General features: G+C 65.6%; 17 protein-coding genes. 7 read left to right on the top strand and 10 right to left on the bottom strand.

Going from position 1 to position 16928, the window contains the following annotated elements; all coding sequences use genetic code 11:
* Positions 1-64: 64 nt before the first annotated feature.
* From SALB1_RS04170 to SALB1_RS04180, 3 genes are all read right to left on the bottom strand, one after another.
* Positions 65-835 (bottom strand): ABC transporter ATP-binding protein, encoded by a 771-nt coding sequence (locus SALB1_RS04170; protein WP_109992710.1) that lies wholly within the window; start codon positions 833-835, stop codon positions 65-67.
* Between the two features lie 66 nt (positions 836-901).
* Complete coding sequence (locus SALB1_RS04175; RefSeq protein ID WP_199678690.1) at positions 902-1966, bottom strand: succinylglutamate desuccinylase; 1065 nt, start codon at positions 1964-1966, stop codon at positions 902-904.
* A 50-nt stretch (positions 1967-2016) separates the two neighbouring features.
* The gene (locus SALB1_RS04180) at positions 2017-2427 is read right to left on the bottom strand and encodes a DUF4112 domain-containing protein (RefSeq protein WP_158590617.1); all 411 of its coding nucleotides are present in this window, start codon (positions 2425-2427) and stop codon (positions 2017-2019) included.
* A gap of 442 nt (positions 2428-2869) precedes the next feature.
* On the opposite strand from SALB1_RS04180, the gene SALB1_RS04185 reads away from it, so the two are divergent.
* Together SALB1_RS04185 and SALB1_RS04190 are read left to right on the top strand one after the other, a co-directional pair.
* Positions 2870-3562 carry a hypothetical protein gene (locus tag SALB1_RS04185; RefSeq protein WP_109992712.1) on the top strand — a complete coding sequence of 231 codons (693 nt, stop codon included), beginning with the start codon at positions 2870-2872 and terminating at the stop codon, positions 3560-3562.
* A 359-nt stretch (positions 3563-3921) separates the two neighbouring features.
* A complete protein-coding gene (locus SALB1_RS04190) occupies positions 3922-4068 on the top strand; it encodes a DUF3096 domain-containing protein (RefSeq protein ID WP_109992713.1) in 147 nt (48 codons plus the stop codon).
* A gap of 406 nt (positions 4069-4474) precedes the next feature.
* Here the strand turns inward: SALB1_RS04190 and sufT are convergent, their stop codons facing one another.
* Complete coding sequence (gene sufT / locus SALB1_RS04195; RefSeq protein ID WP_109992714.1) at positions 4475-5026, bottom strand: putative Fe-S cluster assembly protein SufT; 552 nt, start codon at positions 5024-5026, stop codon at positions 4475-4477.
* A 198-nt stretch (positions 5027-5224) separates the two neighbouring features.
* On the opposite strand from sufT, the gene SALB1_RS04200 reads away from it, so the two are divergent.
* The 5 genes from SALB1_RS04200 (at position 5225) to SALB1_RS04220 (ending at position 9011) form a co-directional block, all read left to right on the top strand.
* Positions 5225-5617: a sirohydrochlorin chelatase gene (locus SALB1_RS04200; protein ID WP_109992715.1), complete on the top strand. Its 393-nt coding sequence runs from the start codon at positions 5225-5227 to the stop codon at positions 5615-5617.
* Positions 5614-6090 carry a TspO/MBR family protein gene (locus SALB1_RS04205; RefSeq protein ID WP_109992716.1) on the top strand — a complete coding sequence of 159 codons (477 nt, stop codon included), beginning with the start codon at positions 5614-5616 and terminating at the stop codon, positions 6088-6090. The genes SALB1_RS04200 and SALB1_RS04205 overlap by 4 nt, the downstream gene beginning before the upstream one ends.
* Positions 6091-6195: 105 nt before the next feature.
* The gene (locus SALB1_RS04210; protein WP_109992717.1) at positions 6196-7083 is read left to right on the top strand and encodes an NAD(P)-dependent oxidoreductase; all 888 of its coding nucleotides are present in this window, start codon (positions 6196-6198) and stop codon (positions 7081-7083) included.
* A 157-nt stretch (positions 7084-7240) separates the two neighbouring features.
* Positions 7241-7714: a transcription elongation factor GreB gene (gene greB, locus SALB1_RS04215; protein ID WP_109992718.1), complete on the top strand. Its 474-nt coding sequence runs from the start codon at positions 7241-7243 to the stop codon at positions 7712-7714.
* Between the two features lie 37 nt (positions 7715-7751).
* Positions 7752-9011, top strand: a complete 1260-nt coding sequence (locus tag SALB1_RS04220) for an MFS transporter (RefSeq protein WP_179950704.1) — start codon at positions 7752-7754, stop codon at positions 9009-9011.
* Positions 9012-9017: 6 nt separating this feature from the next.
* Here the strand turns inward: SALB1_RS04220 and SALB1_RS04225 are convergent, their stop codons facing one another.
* The 6 genes from SALB1_RS04225 to SALB1_RS04250 all read right to left on the bottom strand — a co-directional run bounded on the left by SALB1_RS04225 (position 9018) and on the right by SALB1_RS04250 (position 16608).
* Positions 9018-10037: an HlyD family secretion protein gene (locus SALB1_RS04225; protein ID WP_109992719.1), complete on the bottom strand. Its 1020-nt coding sequence runs from the start codon at positions 10035-10037 to the stop codon at positions 9018-9020.
* 41 nt (positions 10038-10078) lie between these two features.
* A complete protein-coding gene (locus SALB1_RS04230; protein ID WP_199678691.1) occupies positions 10079-10282 on the bottom strand; it encodes a DUF1656 domain-containing protein in 204 nt (67 codons plus the stop codon).
* Complete coding sequence (locus SALB1_RS04235) at positions 10272-12380, bottom strand: FUSC family protein (protein ID WP_158590618.1); 2109 nt, start codon at positions 12378-12380, stop codon at positions 10272-10274. Before SALB1_RS04235 ends, SALB1_RS04230 begins: the two co-directional genes overlap by 11 nt.
* A gap of 319 nt (positions 12381-12699) precedes the next feature.
* A complete protein-coding gene (locus SALB1_RS04240) occupies positions 12700-13884 on the bottom strand; it encodes an acetyl-CoA C-acetyltransferase (protein ID WP_109992721.1) in 1185 nt (394 codons plus the stop codon).
* Positions 13885-14018: 134 nt separating this feature from the next.
* The gene (gene acs, locus SALB1_RS04245; protein ID WP_370453232.1) at positions 14019-15983 is read right to left on the bottom strand and encodes an acetate--CoA ligase; all 1965 of its coding nucleotides are present in this window, start codon (positions 15981-15983) and stop codon (positions 14019-14021) included.
* Between the two features lie 127 nt (positions 15984-16110).
* Positions 16111-16608: a hypothetical protein gene (locus SALB1_RS04250; RefSeq protein ID WP_158590619.1), complete on the bottom strand. Its 498-nt coding sequence runs from the start codon at positions 16606-16608 to the stop codon at positions 16111-16113.
* Between the last annotated feature and the right edge of the window lie 320 nt (positions 16609-16928).

Below are 16928 nucleotides of genomic sequence, written 5' to 3' on the forward strand. Positions count from 1 at the left end.
TCGCGCGCCTTGTGCTGCGCGCGCACAGGCGTTCTGAATACGGCAAAATACCCAGGACAGGACACTAGAATCGCGGCCCGAGGAACTGTCGCAGTCGCGGCGAGCTCGGGTTTTCCAGAACATCGCCGGGCTTGCCGGCCTCTTCCACGCGCCCCTGGTGCAGATAGATCACCTGCGACGACACGTCGCGGGCGAAATCCATCTCGTGGGTGACCACCACCATGGTCCGGCCCTCGTCGGCCAGCCCCCGCATCACCTTGAGCACATCGCCGACCAGCTCGGGATCGAGCGCCGAGGTCGGCTCGTCGAACAACATGACCTCCGGGTCCATCGCCAGCGCGCGGGCGATCGCGCCACGCTGCTGCTGGCCGCCGGACAGCTGGGCCGGGAAATAATCGGCGCGCTCGGCCAGGCCCACCCGTTCGAGCAACGCCATGCCCTGCGCGCGGGCGTCCTTTTTCGACTTGCCCAGCACATGCACGGGCGCCTCGATGACGTTGCCGATCAACGTCATGTGCGCCCACAGGTTGAAGCCCTGGAACACCATCGACAGCTTGGCGCGAATACGCTCGACTTGTTTCCAGTCGGCCGGCTCGCGCTCGCCGCGCTTGGTCTGGAACGCCACCGGCTCACCGTGCACGACGATATCGCCGGCATTGGGAATCTCGAGCAGGTTCATGCAGCGCAGGAACGTGCTCTTGCCCGAGCCCGAAGCGCCGATCAACGAGATCACGTCGCCCTCGTGTGCCTCCAGTGACAGACCTTCGAGCACCGGGTTGTCGTTGAAGCTCTTGTGCAGGTCCCGAACGACCAGCGGTATCGCGTTATCGGCCATGCGCGTTCAGTCGCCCTCGCAAAACGGCAAACCAAATAGCTTAGCAGGCGCGTGATCACAACGACATCACGCATCCGTCGTAACAGGCGTGGGCACCGGCCGGGCCAGCAACGCAGCGCGGGCACCGCGTTCCACGTTCGCGTTGGGGAATACGATATGCACCGGCGCATCGGCGACGATCGTCGCGCCGGCCTCGCGGTCCCGGGCAATCACGGATCCGACGTCAAACGGCGTGAAATTGGCGACATCGTCGTCGAACCCCAGAGAAAAATCTTCGCTGACGCGACGCAGCTCGTCGATTACACGGAAGAACATCAGCCTCGTCGGCGGCGCTTCCGCGGCGGCCTCGCCCGCCACGCGCGCGGCCAGCCAATCGGCCATCGACGCCAATGCCGTGATGTCGTTGGCGCCGAAGGGCGCCACCCGGCCGAGTTCGAGCGTGAAGGCCGCGACCCCGTGCCGGGCGCGGCTGTAATGCGAGAAGGTGGGGCTCGCCACATGCTGGGACAGCACCGCCTGCAGCCCGGCCGCGGCCAGCGCGCGCCAGACCGGCGCCGGGGTCTCGACGGCCGAGAACGGCTCGACCGCGAACCGAGGATAACGACTGGCCCGGATCGCGGTGTGCATATCCAGATGCAAGGGCGTCCCGCGCTGGCCGCCGGCCGAGGCCCCGGTGGCGTGGGTGGCCCAGAAGGCATCGAGCGCGTCCATCAACGCACGCGCGCGCCGATGTTCACGGCTCTCGCCCACGGCGGCGGGACGCTCGAACAGCCGATTGAGATTGGTATCGAGATAACGTCTCCCGGCCGCGATCGAGGCCGGATGGCCGACGACGAGCAGCACCGGCGCGCCGACCGTGACACAGCCATGATCCAGATCGCCGGCCAGCTCCAGCAGCAACTCCAGCGGTGCGGTTTCGTTGCCGTGAATGCCGGCGGAGATGACCGTGGCCGCGGCATCGGCGACCGGCGCCATCGGCACCAGTTCGACGATACCCGGACCGCGATCGATGGCGCGGCCCCCGCCGGCCAGCTCGATGGCATGAAACGGGGCGGGCCGGTCGGCCATGGCAGCACCGAGAATATCGCGCAGACGTCGCGGCGAACCGCTTGTCGGGTGATCCGAAGTCATACCCCTCCCTTGAACATGGCACGGCAAAGCCGGGCCGAGCCCTTGATCCGTCAATAATCGCCGCCGACGCCCCGGGCGCCGTTCGATTCCGCGGTGACATCCACCAACCAGCGTTCGATGAGTGCCCGATTGCGGCGATTCGCCTTGTACGTCATGTCGAACAGATCGCCCGCGACCGGAATCAGACCGACCGCGAAATCCACGCCCACGTGGCTTCCGATGCGGATCAGCAAACGCTTCGGCGCGCCCAGACGCACGGCCTCGCCGATGATCAGGCTGGACAATACCAGCCCGGCGAAATCGCCGACGACCGGCAGGAGGCCAATGACACCGTCGATACCGACGCGCTTGCCGATCATCGGCACACGCCAGGCGTCGTCGAGCCAGTGCGCCAGCCTGCGGATACGCGCCAGGCTGGCGCGACGTCTGGCCTGCAGATCGGCATTGGCGTGCGCGGGCATGGACCGGTATGAATAGACAGGAAATTCGCAAGTCATCCGCAGTATACGGGAACGATCGCCCGGGCCCGCCGCCGCGGTCGCGCACCGTGGACAATCGGCAATGTCGGTCGCTGTGATAGCGGGGTCGACACCCGGCGCCCAGGCCGGGAGCCTATCCCCCCGCCCTGCACGGGCCGCATTGACAGTCCCGGGACCGGCTGCGGCAGTGCGGCTGTTCGGACAACGACAGATGAGAGATGAATGTATTCAGGCATGATTTGTCCCGCTTTTCAGAGCGCATCGAGGCCGATCGCCAGAGCGCCCGGACCGCCCTATGCGTAGCGCGCGAGACGCCGCCCGAGGCCGCCGCGCCACCCCCGCTGGCATGCGTGATCGCCGGTGGCCAGGGGCCGCCTCCCGCCGGTCTGGCGACCCCGCTCATCCGGCACGTGGCGAGGCAGCCATGAGCGCCGCCGCCCGTCCGCTCGGCGAAGCGCTGGCCGCCCTGCGCGATGCCCGCGGCGCGATCGCGACACGGCGCGATCCGCTGTTTCACCGGCGCCTGGCCGAATTACGGCACTGGCAGTCGGACCGGGTCGCGGCATTTCATGCCGAGCGCGTCGCCGCCTATGACGGCGATGCCCTGCTCGAGTTTCTCACGCGTCGCTTTTATCGCGATGCCGATTGGTCGGAGCTGATCGGGCGGCCGGAAAAAGTTGCACGCGCGGTCGACCGCATCGTCGACCGCGATCGCCCGCTGGTGATCGCCATCGAACTCCAGGCCGCGGCGGAAAGCCTCGACACCGCGATGACCGACGCGTTGCTGGCCGAAAACGCCCGCCTCAATCCGCACAGCTATGTGCGCGCGCTGCGCCGGGTCGGCCGGCGTGACGACCGGCTACAGCAGATTCTATGGCTGGAGGAACTGGTGGATCTGGTCGCCGACTATGCCGACAACCGGGCCGCCTGGTGGGCCTTCAAGCTGGCCCGCGCGCCGGCCCGCACCTTCGGCCTCGGCCGCACCTACGATCTGCTGGCCGAGGGTTACGCCGCCATGCGCGCGACCACCGATCTCAAGGCCGGCACGCGCGAAGTGATTGCCGCCCAGCGCGCACGCCTGGAACGACTGATCGGGGCCGAACTCGAACAACACTAGGACCTGTTGCCGTTTCGTGCGAGTCCGCGCCAAGCGCTGTTTTGCGGCAAGACGAGGCGTAGTGCGCGCCGTGCAGTCACTCTGCACAAGCGTGCTACAACGCTGGATTGCCGCAAAACAGCACTTGTCCCGAGGGGTTGGGCCGCCCATAAAAAATTTACTAGGGGCGCCCGGCGGCGTTGCAAGTCTGGGTCGTGGCACGCCACGACACGGCGACTCGCGCCTTGCCGGACACGATTTGCGGTCTCCAACGCGGCGCTCGCACGAAACGGCAACAGGCCCTAGGTCCGGCAACCGCTTGTGCCGATTCGGCGCATCATCGAAACTGCCGGCTTCGCTCAACCAACGACAACGCTCCCATGACGATTACCATCAGCAGCGGACATCTCGCGCCCGTCATCTCTCTGGTCGCCGGCGTGGCGATCCTGCTGGCGCCGCGGCTGCTCAACTACATCGTGGCCGCTTATCTGATCGTGATCGGCGTGCTGGGCATCGTGCACTTCTAGGCACGACATCGCGCCTGTACTCGGGCCGGGTGGCCTTTTCCACGCCCAAGGCGCCGTTGTGCTTTCGGGCTTCGTTCTTTGAAGAAAACGATCCACAGATGACACCGATTCACACAGATGCGGTCGTGCTTTCGTGACATAGCGGATTCGAGGCGCTAACCAGCGACGGCGTCGAACGAAGCTTGCAACTCGAATGATGCGTTCGGGAACAAAGCGTAAACCGCCCTTCGCACCTCGATCGAACTCGCACCTCTGAACCGCCATCTGTGTAATCGGCGAAATCTGCGGATCACTGTCTTAAGGAACGAAAAGGCCGGTCACAAGCGCCCCGAAACCAGCGGCGTCGCGCCTCCAGTCCGCCATTTGCGCCGTTTGCGTTCATTGGCGGACTGAAACGCAATACGCCCTACAGCATGCCGACCTGGAGCTTGGCGGCGTCGCTCATCATTTCCATGCTCCAGGGTGGATCGAAGACCATTTCCACGTTCACCCGGACCACGGTCGGTACCATCTTCACCTTGGCGCGCACGTCGTCGACCAGGATGTCGCCCATGCCGCACCCCGGCGCGGTGAGCGTCATGTCGATATCGACCACACGATTGTCCGGGTCGCTGTGGTCGAATTCACAGCGATAGACCAGACCGAGATCGACCAGATTGATCGGAATCTCCGGATCGAACACGGTCTGCATCTGTTCCCAGACCATCGCCTCGACATCCTCGGCGGTGGCGTTGTCCGGCAACTTGAGCGGCTCCGGCATTTCCTTGCCGATGGCGTCGGCGTTCTCGCCCGCAATGCGGATGAGATTGCCGGCGATATAGACGGTAAACGAGCCACCCAGCGCCTGGGTGACGTTGCCGTGCGTTCCCACCGGAATCTCGACGGTGTCGCCGGCCGGGATGAGCACGGCCTCGCAGTCGCGCGTGAAAGTCACGGGTTCGTTCTGGGGCATTGACATGTCGAACCTCGCCGAAATCGGCGGCGTTTGTCGATCGGGCGAGTATTCTATCAACTCGACCAAACGATGGCTTGCCCGCCCGTTCGGTACGGCCCTGTCCCACCGCCAGAGCGGGCCGCGTCTGGTAGCATCGAGCCGTCTTGAAACGGGTCGATGCTGAATGAGTATTCGACAACTCGCAATACCGGGAATCACTGCATGACAAACGCTTTGCTCGTGGTGGCCCATGGCAGCCGCCGGGCCGAATCTAACGATGAGGTCCGCGGCCTGACCGACCGGGTCCGGACCACTGCCGGTGATCGCTTCGCGGCGATCGAGTGTGCCTTCCTGGAGCTGGCGCCGCCGAGCATTCCCGACGGGCTGGAAAAGTTGATCCAGGACGGTGCCACGCATGTCACGGTCCTGCCGTATTTCCTGGCGGCCGGGCGCCATGTGGCCGAGGACATTCCGGCCGAGGTCGCGCAGACCCGTGCCGCGCATCCGGACGTCACGATCGAGATCGCGCCCTATCTGGGCACCTCCGACGCCATGCCCGGGTTGTTGCTGGACACGGTCGGCGCCGCGCGCGGATGCGAGAGGCGCCTGCCATGACCGGATCGCCTGCCGAACGGCGCTTCAACCCCGCGCGGGCCGCGGCCGTGTGCGGCATTCTGGTCGCGCTGACCTCGCTGTCGGGCGCGCTCGCGCCGCCCGGCGACTGGTACATCGCCCTCGACCAGCCGCCGGGCACGCCGCCGGATGCCGCCTTCCCGATCGTCTGGACACTGCTGTACATCGCCATGGCCGTGGCCGCCTGGCGCGTGTGGCGCGCCCGCGGACTCGGCCGCGAACTGGGCCTGTTCGTGCTCCAGCTCGCACTCAACGCGCTGTGGATGCCGGTTGCCTTCGGTGCACACGCGCTGGGCTGGGCGTTGCTGGTGATCGTTGTCCTGTGGCTGGCGATCGCGGCGACCACGGCGGCGTTCTGGCGCGCCGACCGCCTCTCCGGGCTGTTGTTCGCCGTGTATCTCGCCTGGGCCAGCTATGCGCTGTATCTCAACGCCGGCCTGGTCTGGCTGAACTGAGCCATAGATTTGGCCGCGCCATACGGACCCGGGCCGGGCGACATACCGGCGCCCGGCCTTGCCCCAAAACGGAACACGCATCCCATCGACCATTCGGAGGAGACCATGGCCGAATTGAAAAACCCCGCCGCGCCCAGTCTGGCGGGCAAGACGCTGTTCATCACGGGCGCCTCGCGCGGGATCGGGCTGGCCATCGCCAAGCGCGCCGCGGCCGACGGCGCCAACGTCGCGATCGCGGCCAAGACCGACAAGCCGCATCCCAAGCTGCCCGGCACCGTGCATACCGCCGCCGCCGAGATCGAATCCGCGGGTGGCCATGCCCTGCCCATCGTCTGCGATATCCGCGACGAGGATGCGATCGAGGCGGCTGTCCGCCAGACCGCCGAGCATTTCGGCGGCATCGATATCTGCGTGAACAACGCCAGCGCCATTTCGTTGACCCAGACAACGGACACGCCGGCCAAGCGCTACGATCTCATGCACCAGATCAACGGCCGCGGCACGTTTCTGGTCAGCCAGGCCTGTATTCCCTATCTGCGGCAGGCGGAAAACCCGCATGTGCTTAACCTCTCGCCGCCGCTGGATTTTCAGCCCAAGTGGTTCGCCCCGCACGTCGCCTATTCGATAGCGAAATACAACATGAGTCTGTGCGTGCTGGGCATGGCCGAGGAATTCCGCGAGGAGGGCATTGCCTTCAACGCCCTGTGGCCGCGTACCGGCATCGCCACCGCCGCCATCGACCTCATCGGCGGCGAGGAACTGCGCCAGCACTGCCGCACGCCGGATATCGTGGCCGACGCCGCGCACGTCATCCTCACCCGGCCGGCGCGCGAATTCACCGGCCAATTCTGTATGGACGACCGGATCCTGGCCGAAGCGGGCGTGACCGATTTCTCGGTCTATGCGGTCGACCCGAGCCAGGAACTCTGGCCGGACTTCTTCGTGCCGGACGATCTGCCACCGCCGCCCGGCTCGATGGGCGGGGTTGCCTGAAACACGCCATCCCACACGGGCCAGCGCCCGCAGCGGCCGGGCCGGCCGCTTACAGCCGCTGCGCGGCCCGTGGGCGCTCGATGATACGGCCTCGGTGCAGCGCTGACCCGTTTTGCGTCCTGGTTTATGCTGCGCCTGTTTTACCGACGGACCCGACATGGCCAAGCGCGACTACATCACCCGTGAAGGCTGGCAGGCGCTGGCCGACGAGCTGGATCATCTCTGGCGCGTGAAACGCCCGTTCGTGGTGCGCAAGCTGGCGGATGCCGCGGCCGAGGGCGATCGCTCGGAAAACGCCGAGTACATCTATCGCAAGAAGGAGTTGCGCGAGATCGACCGGCGCGTGCGCTATCTCGGCAAGCGGGTCGACGAACTGACCGCGGTGTCGCCGCGAACCGACAACCCGGACCAAGTCTTCTTCGGGGCCTGGGTCGATGTCGTCGATGCCGACGACTCGCGGCATTGCTATCGCATCGTCGGCGCGGACGAAACCAATGCCGCCACCGGCGCGATCAGTCTCCACTCTCCGGTCGCCCGGGCCCTGCTCGGCAAGCGCACCGGCGACGTGGTCGAAGTCCAACTGCCCGAATCGCGCCGCGAACTGGAAATCGAGGCCATCCGCTACAGCTGAGGCACAGCCCACTGGACTATGCAACAATCCCGCGCTTATGCGTGGCGCGTTGACTCCGGCGGCCGATAGCGTTCTGCGCGATTCGGCCTTTCTCAAACTGCTGACCAGCCGGCTGACGGCGGCCACCGCAGTACAGATCCAGTCTGTGGTGGTGGGCTGGCAGCTTTACGCCATGACCCACAGTGCGCTGACGCTGGGCTGGGTGGGGCTCGCCCAGTTTCTGCCGATGGCCGCGCTCGTACTGCCGGCCGGCGATGCCGCCGACCGCTTGCCGCGGCGCCTGCTGCTGATCGCCAGTGCCGCGATCATGACGCTGGTCTCGCTGATCTTCCTCGTACTCACGCTGTCCGGCACCCGGTCGCCCATCGGTTTTTTCGCAACGCTGGCGCTGTTCGGCGTCGCCCGGTCATTTTCGGGGCCGAGCCTGACCTCGCTGTTGCCGCAAATCGTCGGGGAAGCGCGCTTGCCCAAGGCGATCGCGATCAATTCGTCCGTTTTCCAGATCGCCGTCATCGGCGGCCCGGCCATTGGCGGCGCGATCTATCTGGCCGGGCCCAGCGTCGCCTATGCGGTATGCGCGGCCCTGTTCGGCGTTGCTGCCGCTTCGGTGGCGCTGATTCGCCGCCCGCTGCCGGCCAAGGCCGACACCACGACCCAGAGCGCCTTCGCCCGGTTTACCGCAGGCATCGTTTACGTGCGCTCCCGGCCAATCATTCTCGGCGCCATCTCGCTGGACCTGTTCGCCGTACTGCTGGGCGGCGCCACCGCCCTGCTACCGGTCTACGCCCACTCGATTCTGCATACCGGCCCGGCCGGCCTCGGCGGCCTGCGCAGCGCGGTGGCCGTCGGCGCGTTCGCCATGGGACTGTATCTGAGCCGGGTATCGCTGAACCGCCGCGCAGGGCCGACCATGTTCGTCGCTGTGGCCGTATTCGGTCTCGGGACGATCGTGTTCGGCTTGTCCACCGACTTCGCCCTGTCGTTCCTGGCGCTGGCCGTCATGGGCGCGGCCGACATGATCAGCATGTTCGTGCGCTCGTCGCTCATCCAACTGGCCACACCCGATGCCATGCGCGGCCGGGTGAACGCCGTGAACATGCTGTTCATCGGGGCCTCGAATGAGCTCGGCGAATTCGAATCCGGGGTCACCGCCGGCCTGCTGGGCACCGTGCCAGCGGTGGTACTCGGCGGTCTGGGCACGCTCGCCGTCGCCGGCGCATGGCTGTGGCTGTTCCCGGCGCTGCGCCGCGTCGATCGGCTCGAAGACGTCGGCCGCCCGCCGGGCACGGCCGGCTAAGCGGCGTCAATGGTTGCCGTCGCCGTTCGCCCCGGCGGACGGCGACGATCGCCCGGCGTGATCTTTGTCGCCAAACTGCCCACGCCGGGCCGGCGACCAGCGCAGGTTGCCCTTGTGCGCGGAGGCCGCATAGCCGCCGGTGTCGCTGTCCTTGGGATGAACATGCACGGTCGCGGTCAGGCCTACGGACAATGGCAGCTTCTGCGGCCGCCGGTCGAAGGCGACCGTCACGGGCACACGCTGGGCCAGCCGTACCCATTGGAATGTCGGGCTCACGTTGGGCAGATTGCGCTCGCCCGGCGCATTGTTGCCGACCGCAATGCCGCGGCCAATACTTGCGACATGCCCCTTGAGATGGGTGTCGCCGGCCATGAGCGTGATGTCGGCCGGATCGCCGACCGCAATCTTTGCCAGCTTGGTTTCTTCGAAATAAGCGGTGACACGGAAGGTTTCGGCGTCGACCAGGGTCATCGCCGACGAGCCCTGGGTGGCGTAGTCGCCCTGGTCGAGCAGCAGATGCGTGACATAGCCGTTGACCGGTGAACGCACCGTGGCCCATTGCAGATTCTGTTTTGCCTGCGCGAGTTTGGCCTTGGCCTGGGCGACCGAGGCGCGGGCGGATTCGGCATTCGACTGCGCCTGCTGCAGATTCTGCGTCGACACGCCGCCCGGCGAGAGTTTTTCGAGCCGACGGGCATTACGCTGTGCGTAATGTTCCTGGGCCCGGGCCTGGGCCAGCGAGGCACGGGCTTCGGCCACCGCGTGCTTGAACCGTATTGGCTGAATCTTGAACAGCAATTGCCCCTTGCGGACATAGCTGTTGTCGGCCACGGCGACATCGGTCACCGTGCCGGACACCTCGGGTGCGATGTTGATGACGTCGGCCTGCACCCGCGCATCACGGGTCCAGGGCGCATAGACGTAGTGCTGCCAGGCGAACCAGCCCAGCACGCCCGCGATTGCCACGACCACGAGCGTGGCAGCCACCCGCGCCGTTGTTTTCAGAATATTCTTGGGATTGGCCATCAACTCACCAGGGCTTCACAAAATCATAAGCACGGCCACGCTCAGGGGCCGAACCAGAGCAGAAGGCAGGACAACAGGATCACGAACACCGCCGCGCCCGCCAGCGCTGGATGCCAGAACAGGCGATAGAGATGCAGGCGCTGGGCGAACCAGCGCAGGATGAAATACACCACGCCGGTTGCGGCCAGAAAACCCAGGAAGACCGGCAGATAGATGCCGCCGATGGTTATCGTTTCAGGTAACACGATCGGCCTCCCCGAGGCGAATTTGCCGACCCTCGGTATTCTCGCGTGCCTGCCCGTAATCGGCCAGTGCGGCGGCCATCAGTTCAGCCGAGACCGAGGCCCGAACGCCGTAGCGCATACGCTTGCGCGGCGAGAAGGTCAACGCCTCATCGAGCAGCCGCCGGGCCAGTCGATTGGCCTCGACCTGCATTTCGAACACCCGCTCGACGCGCGGGTAACCCCGCTTGAACAAAGATTCGAGCCCCACAAGTGCATCATGGATGGCGGCCCGGGTACGGTCACTGAAGCCAGCGCGATCGGCCAGCACACGCAGCGAGCGGGCCTCGACCCCCATGTTGACCGCGGCAAAGGCCGCCTGGCGGGCCGAGACATGAAATTCGCCCTGATCGGCCGTCGTCGGCAGTTTGACCAGCCGGTCATAGACCCGGGTCTCGAAGCGTTCACGGGATTCGGCAAAGCCGGCGGCCAGCTCGCCGAAGATGCCGGCCAGTCGCGCACGCAACAGCTGCCTCGGATTGACCGGCAGCACCAGTGCGAACGCGACCAGCGCCAGAATGACCGCCAGCTCCGCGCCCAGAAATGTCTCAAGGAAACCGACCAATGTCTGGCGGCTGCCGTCGTTGGCGGGATGCACGAATAGTGCAAACTGCACCAGGGTCACCCGGCCGATGAGCGCGGTGGGCGGATTGACCATTGCCAGCCCAGCGACGAATACACAGGGCATCAACACCAGCATCAGCATGGCGAAGCTGTTCGCTGGCGGCAGAAAAACGAAATTCACGAAAAAAGCGGCCACCCCGGCAACAAGCCCGCCGATGCCGAAACCGCGCGCGCCGCCTGCCGGATCGTCCATCAGCGCGAACAGCGTCGTCAGCACCGACAGCAGCACCATGGTCCCGGCCAGTGCCGGCTCGTCGTGCGTCGCCCAGATTGCCGCGCCCGAGCCCATGGCCGCGATCGCCCGAATCGTGACCTTGACCGATTCCCCGATCGGGTTGGCGGTCGAGAACTCGCTACGACGGGATGCGTGGCGCGCGCCGGCGCCGCGTTCTGCAATCAGCATGCCGTGCTTGATCACCGCGGCGCGCATGCGGTTAGCCATATCCAGCGCGCGACTGAGTACCACCCAGTCGACCAACGAGCGTTCCCGGTGCCCCTCGTCGCCATCGAGACGGGCGTCGGCGAGCACATCGTTATACGCCTTGCCGAAGGCACGCTTGATGGCGCGCGTGTCGCCTGGATCGGCCTCCAGTAATGCCGCAGCTCGATCGAGCGCCGCGAGCGGGCGTCGGTCAACCGCGGGCCCGAGCTTGGCGAGATACACCTGCAGCGAGGCCATGGCGCTGACAATCGACAGCAACTCATAATCCAGGCGTCGTGCCAGCCGGTTATATTCGCCGAAGCCGGGCGCGTCGAAACGCGCGTACTGGCGGGTATGCTCGAGCCTGAGCGTCTTTTCCACCAACGCATGCAACTGCGGGTGCGGCGTATTCGGGTTGCTGTCGCCATCGGCTTCGTCCGAGGGACGATCGAGCACGCGGAACTGCCGCCCAATTGCCTTGAGCGCATCCACGCGGGCCTGGAAATACTTCCGCGCGGTTACGCTCGGGGCCAGCACCACGCTCACGAACGCCGCCACCACCGCCGCCAGCGCGGTTTCGGACGAACGTGCCACCGCCACCGAAAACACCGTGGTCGGGTCCGACATCGCACGTACGCCGATGATCACCGCCACATAGCCCGCCAGCACAAAGCCGTAGGACAGATTATTACGGAACAGGCTGGCACAGAACACCATCGCCGACACCCAGGCGACCAGCGCGACCGAGAACAGCGTGTAACTCTGGGCGAACAGTGCGATCAGCAGGATCGCGACACAGGCAGCCACGAAGGTGCCGGCCAGACGCGCAAAGCCGCGCACGACCAGAAAGCCCGGCAAGGGCTGAATGAGGATCGCGACATTGATGAACGCCCAGTAGGCGTTATCCAGTTCGAGATAGAACGCCAGCCACAGCGAAAGCGCCACCGAGACACAGCAACGGATCGCGAAGGATACATTTTCTCCGCTGGGCGCGAACAACCAGGCCAGGCGCGACATGCCCACCATTATCCGTTGCACAATGCATTCAGGCCACCCCGGACTTGCACTTCGCCGGCATCCCGAGCCATCAGCCCGGGAATACGATCGCCAAAAAATACCGGCCGGCGCATTTGCGCCGGCCGGAAGCCGCGATTACGCGGGTGATCGCGGGAAAGACAAGCGCGAACGCATTGGAGGAGGACAACACGACGCAAGATCACCCACGCAGCGCTACTGCTGCAAGCTTGGTGCCAACATCGGCGCTCCGGCCGGCACGCCGGCCGGGATTTCGCCAAGCCCATGATTGGCTTTGTCTACGCCAACACCGCGCTTGCGTTCATGGGCGCTCGACGGCCAGCGCAACCCCCTGGCCGCCCCCCACACAAAGGGTCGCGAGGCCACGCCGCGCTTCGCGTTTGCCCATTTCGTGCAACAGAGTCACCAGAATGCGGCATCCGGATGCACCAACCGGGTGCCCAAGCGCAATCGCGCCGCCATTGACGTTGACCCGATCGAGCGGCCATTGCATCTGCCGGTTCACAGCAATGGCCTGGGCCGCGAACGCTTCGTTGGCTTCGATCAGATCGAGATCGCGAACCGACCAGCCCACGCGTTGCAGACAAGCCTGGCTGGCCACCACCGGGCCGATGCCCATCAAGGCCGGGTCCACGCCCACCGTGGCATAGCCGGCGATCCGCGCCAAAGGCGTCAGCCCGAGCTCGCGACAACGTGCCGCCGTGGTGACCACCACCAGGGCAGCGCCGTCGTTCAAGCCGGAGGCATTGCCGGCCGTGACTGTACCGTCGTGCAGGAACGCCGGCTTGAGGCCGGCCAGGCTTTCGGCGGTCACGCCCGGCCGCGGGCCCTCGTCGCGAGCAAAGGCGATCGCATCGCCCGCCTTCTGCGGCACCTCGACCGGCAGGATCTCGTCCTCGAACCGGCCGTGCTTGGCTGCCTGTTCCGCGCGTTGTTGCGAGGCCGCGGCGAACTCGTCCTGCTCGGCGCGCGCGACGCGATACTTGTGGGCCACATTCTCCGCCGTGCGGCCCATGTGGTAGTCGTTGAACGCATCCCACAGCCCGTCATGGATCATGCTGTCCTGCATCGGCCACTCGCCCAGCCGGCGCCCTCGACGCGAGCCCGGCAGCAGATGCGGCGCCTGGCTCATCGATTCCTGCCCGCCGGCGATCACCACACGGACGTCACCGAGTGCGACCATTCGGGCCGCCTCGATGACGGCCGACAGCCCGCTGCCACAAACGCGATTGAGTGTCGCCGCCGGAACACGGTCGGGCAGGCCGGCGTGCCGCGCCGCCTGGCGCGCCGGATTCTGACCGCAACCGGCGGTCAACACCTGACCGAGTACGACTTCGTCGATCACATCGGGATCGATCTCATGACGGGACAGCGTATCGCGGATGAGCGCGGCCCCGAGCCGGCTTGCCGGCAACTCTGCCAATGTACCGGACAACCGGCCGATCGCCGTACGCTGCGCGGCGGCGATGACCACATCGTTAGCCATGTTGGATTCCTTGAACGCCGGAAACCGGCATCATGATGGTGCACTGCAGCATCAGGCTAGCAAAAAAAAGGCCGGCACCGGTGGGCGCTATGCGCCTCGGCCGGCCCGGCCACCCCCTAACCCGACCCCGGGGGTCAGGCCCCCCGGGCTTGTAGCTGCTCGAGAATCTGCGGATTCTCGAGCGTCGAAACGTCCTGCGTGACTTCGTCTCCCCGGGCGACCGTACGCAACAGGCGACGCATGATCTTGCCGGAACGCGTCTTGGGCAGTCCGTCGGCAAACCGGATCTCTTCCGGCTTGGCGATGGCGCCCAATTGCTCTGCCACCCAGTTACGCAAGTCTGATGCCAACTGCTCGCTACCCTCGCCGCTCTTGAGGATCACGAAGGCGACAATGGCTTCGCCCTTGACGTCGTGCGGGCGCGAAACCACGGCGGCTTCGGCCACTTGCTCGTGGGCGACCAGGGCGGATTCGACCTCCATCGTACCGAGACGGTGCCCGGAAATATTCACGACGTCGTCCATACGCCCGAGAATACGGAAATAGCCCTGCTCGTCGCGCTGCGCGGAATCGCCGGCGACGTAGGTATGGGCGTCGTACATGCCGAAGTAGGTCTCCTTGTAGCGCTCCGGGTCGCCCCAGATGGTGCGCAACATGTACGGCCAGGGTTTCTTGATCACCAGCACGCCGCCCGCACCGGCATCGTTCACCGGCTTGCCGGCTTCATCCAGAATATCGGCCGAGATACCCGGCAACGCATGCGTCACGGAGCCGGGCTTGGTGGGCGTGTAGGACGGGATCGGTGTAATCATGTGACCGCCGGTCTCGGTCTGCCACCAGGTGTCGACGATGGGGCAGCGATCATGGCCGATCATCTTGCGGTACCACATCCAGGCTTCCGGATTGATCGGCTCGCCGACCGTGCCCAGCACCTTGAGGCTGTCCAGTGCATGACGCTGCGGGAATTCATCCCCGTGCTTCATCAGCGCGCGGATCGCGGTCGGCGCGGTGTAGAAGATGGTGACCTGATGGGTATCGACCATTTTCCAGAACCGATCGGCTTCCGGGTAAGTCGGCACGCCTTCGAACATGACCTGGGTCGCGCCGCAGGCCGTCGGGCCATAAGCGATGTAGGTGTGTCCGGTGATCCAGCCGACATCGGCGGTGCACCAGAACACATCGTCGTCGCCCAGGTCGAACACCCAGCGGCAGGTACAGATCGCGCCCAGCAGATACCCGCCGGTGGCGTGCTGGATGCCCTTGGGTTTACCGGTGGAGCCCGAGGTATAGAGAATGAACAGCGGGTGCTCCGCGTTCACCCATTCCGGTTCGCACGTCTCGGCCTGGCCGTCGATGGCGTCGTGCCACCACAGGTCGCGGCCCGAGGTCATGGTCACCTCGGTGCCCGAACGTTTGAGCACGATGACCTTTTCGATCGACGCGCCGCCCTGGGACAGTGCCTTGTCGGCCACCTCCTTGAGCGGGATCAGCTTGCCGCCACGATAGTTGCCGTCGGCGGTGATGAGCATCTTGGCCTCGGCATCGTCGATGCGATCGCGCAGCGACGGCGCGGAGAACCCGCCGAAGACCACCGAGTGGATCGCGCCGATCCGGGCGCAGGCCAGCATGGCGACCGCCGCCTGCGGCACATTGGGCAGATAAATGACCGCCCGGTCGCCCTTGCCCAGGCCATTGGCCTTGAGCGCGTTGGCGAAACGGCAAACCCGCGCATGCAACTCGCGATAGCTGATGTGCTCGATCTCGCCGTCGTCGGCTTCGAAAATGATCGCGGTCTTGTCGCCGCGGCTTTCGAGATGCCGGTCGAGGCAGTTGTAGGAAATATTGAGCTCGCCGTCGGTGAACCACTTGAAAAACGGCGCGTTGCTGGCGTCCAGGGTCTGGCTGAATGGCTTGTGCCAGTCGATCTGCCGACGCGCCTGATCGGCCCAGAAGCCCTCGTGGTCCTCCTCGGCTGCGCGATACAGCGCCTCGACATCGGCCGGCTTGAGCGTCGCCTGATCGACGAACGCACGGGGCGGTTCGAACACGCGATCTTCGCGCAGAACCGATTCGATATTGCTGTCAGTCATCGGATCCATTCATGTCGGTATGTTTAAGCCAGCATACGGAATCCCCCGCGGGGCATGCATCAGACGATAGCCTTATGGCCGCAAGGCACGACAACGGGTGCGGCGCGCAACGCGCCCGGGATGGCGCGGTGATCGCTTATCGCTGCCTGGCCGCTACTTCGGGCGCGAGGTTCTGCTTGACCTGTCGCGCATCGTAGACGTCGGGCCCCTGATCGGGCACGTTCGAGCCGATCTGGATCTGCAGCACGCATTCATAGCGTGTACGGCTCACACTGCCGGTGCTGTAACCAATGCCAGTGCCCCAGAACGGATAGCCCCAGCCATAGCCCACCACGGCGGTGGGGCCGTCATCGCTGTTCTCGGTAATCGGCGATGTCTGTTGCGATACCACGCGAAAATGATCGTCGCCGTGCGACAACGCCAGGTCCGCAGCCCGAAACAGGGCAAAGTTCTCGACCGTTTCGCGGGCCGTGCCGTCATCACCGGCGAAGCTGACGCGATAATGCTGGGCCGTGAGCTTGGTATCACGGTAACCGAAATCGCCGGGCGCAGGTGCGGGCCGGTAGACCGGCCCGGAAGCACAGCCGGCAAGCAGAGCGACGAGGGCGGTCAGCCAGAGGAAACGCGTCTTCATGATGCTCATATCGTGGTGCCGCTGCGGATTGCGGTGCGGCGCGCGGTTGATTGTCAATCACTCTAGGGCCTGTTGCCGTTTCGTGCGAGCGCCGCGTTGGAGACCGCAAATCGTGTCCGGCAAGGCGCGAGTCGCCGTGTCGTGGCGTGCCACGACCCAGACTCGCAACGCCGCCGGGCGCCCATAGTCAATTTTTTGGGCGGCCCAACCCTTCGGGTCAAGCGCTGTTTTGCGGCAATCCAGTGTTGTAGCTCTCTCGCGTAGAATGACTACGCCACATTCGCTACGCCTCGTCTTGCCGCAAAACAGCGCTTGGCGCG

It is taken from the genome of Salinisphaera sp. LB1 (genome assembly GCF_003177035.1).
Taxonomy (GTDB): Bacteria; Pseudomonadota; Gammaproteobacteria; order Nevskiales; family Salinisphaeraceae; genus Salinisphaera.

Bases quoted from the DNA above. Each gene is read 5' to 3' on its own strand.
- SALB1_RS04170 (WP_109992710.1), bottom strand. From the start codon at position 835: ATGGCCGATAACGCGATACCGCTGGTCGTTCGGGACCTGCACAAGAGC.
- SALB1_RS04175 (WP_199678690.1), bottom strand. From the start codon at position 1,966: ATGACTTCGGATCACCCGACAAGCGGTTCGCCGCGACGTCTGCGCGAT.
- SALB1_RS04180 (WP_158590617.1), bottom strand. From the start codon at position 2,427: ATGCCCGCGCACGCCAATGCCGATCTGCAGGCCAGACGTCGCGCCAGC.
- SALB1_RS04185 (WP_109992712.1), top strand. From the start codon at position 2,870: ATGAGCGCCGCCGCCCGTCCGCTCGGCGAAGCGCTGGCCGCCCTGCGC.
- SALB1_RS04190 (WP_109992713.1), top strand. From the start codon at position 3,922: ATGACGATTACCATCAGCAGCGGACATCTCGCGCCCGTCATCTCTCTG.
- sufT (WP_109992714.1), bottom strand. From the start codon at position 5,026: ATGTCAATGCCCCAGAACGAACCCGTGACTTTCACGCGCGACTGCGAG.
- SALB1_RS04200 (WP_109992715.1), top strand. From the start codon at position 5,225: ATGACAAACGCTTTGCTCGTGGTGGCCCATGGCAGCCGCCGGGCCGAA.
- SALB1_RS04205 (WP_109992716.1), top strand. From the start codon at position 5,614: ATGACCGGATCGCCTGCCGAACGGCGCTTCAACCCCGCGCGGGCCGCG.
- SALB1_RS04210 (WP_109992717.1), top strand. From the start codon at position 6,196: ATGGCCGAATTGAAAAACCCCGCCGCGCCCAGTCTGGCGGGCAAGACG.
- greB (WP_109992718.1), top strand. From the start codon at position 7,241: ATGGCCAAGCGCGACTACATCACCCGTGAAGGCTGGCAGGCGCTGGCC.
- SALB1_RS04220 (WP_179950704.1), top strand. From the start codon at position 7,752: ATGCGTGGCGCGTTGACTCCGGCGGCCGATAGCGTTCTGCGCGATTCG.
- SALB1_RS04225 (WP_109992719.1), bottom strand. From the start codon at position 10,037: ATGGCCAATCCCAAGAATATTCTGAAAACAACGGCGCGGGTGGCTGCC.
- SALB1_RS04235 (WP_158590618.1), bottom strand. From the start codon at position 12,380: ATGTCGCGCCTGGCCTGGTTGTTCGCGCCCAGCGGAGAAAATGTATCC.
- SALB1_RS04240 (WP_109992721.1), bottom strand. From the start codon at position 13,884: ATGGCTAACGATGTGGTCATCGCCGCCGCGCAGCGTACGGCGATCGGC.
- acs (WP_370453232.1), bottom strand. From the start codon at position 15,983: ATGGATCCGATGACTGACAGCAATATCGAATCGGTTCTGCGCGAAGAT.
- SALB1_RS04250 (WP_158590619.1), bottom strand. From the start codon at position 16,608: ATGAAGACGCGTTTCCTCTGGCTGACCGCCCTCGTCGCTCTGCTTGCC.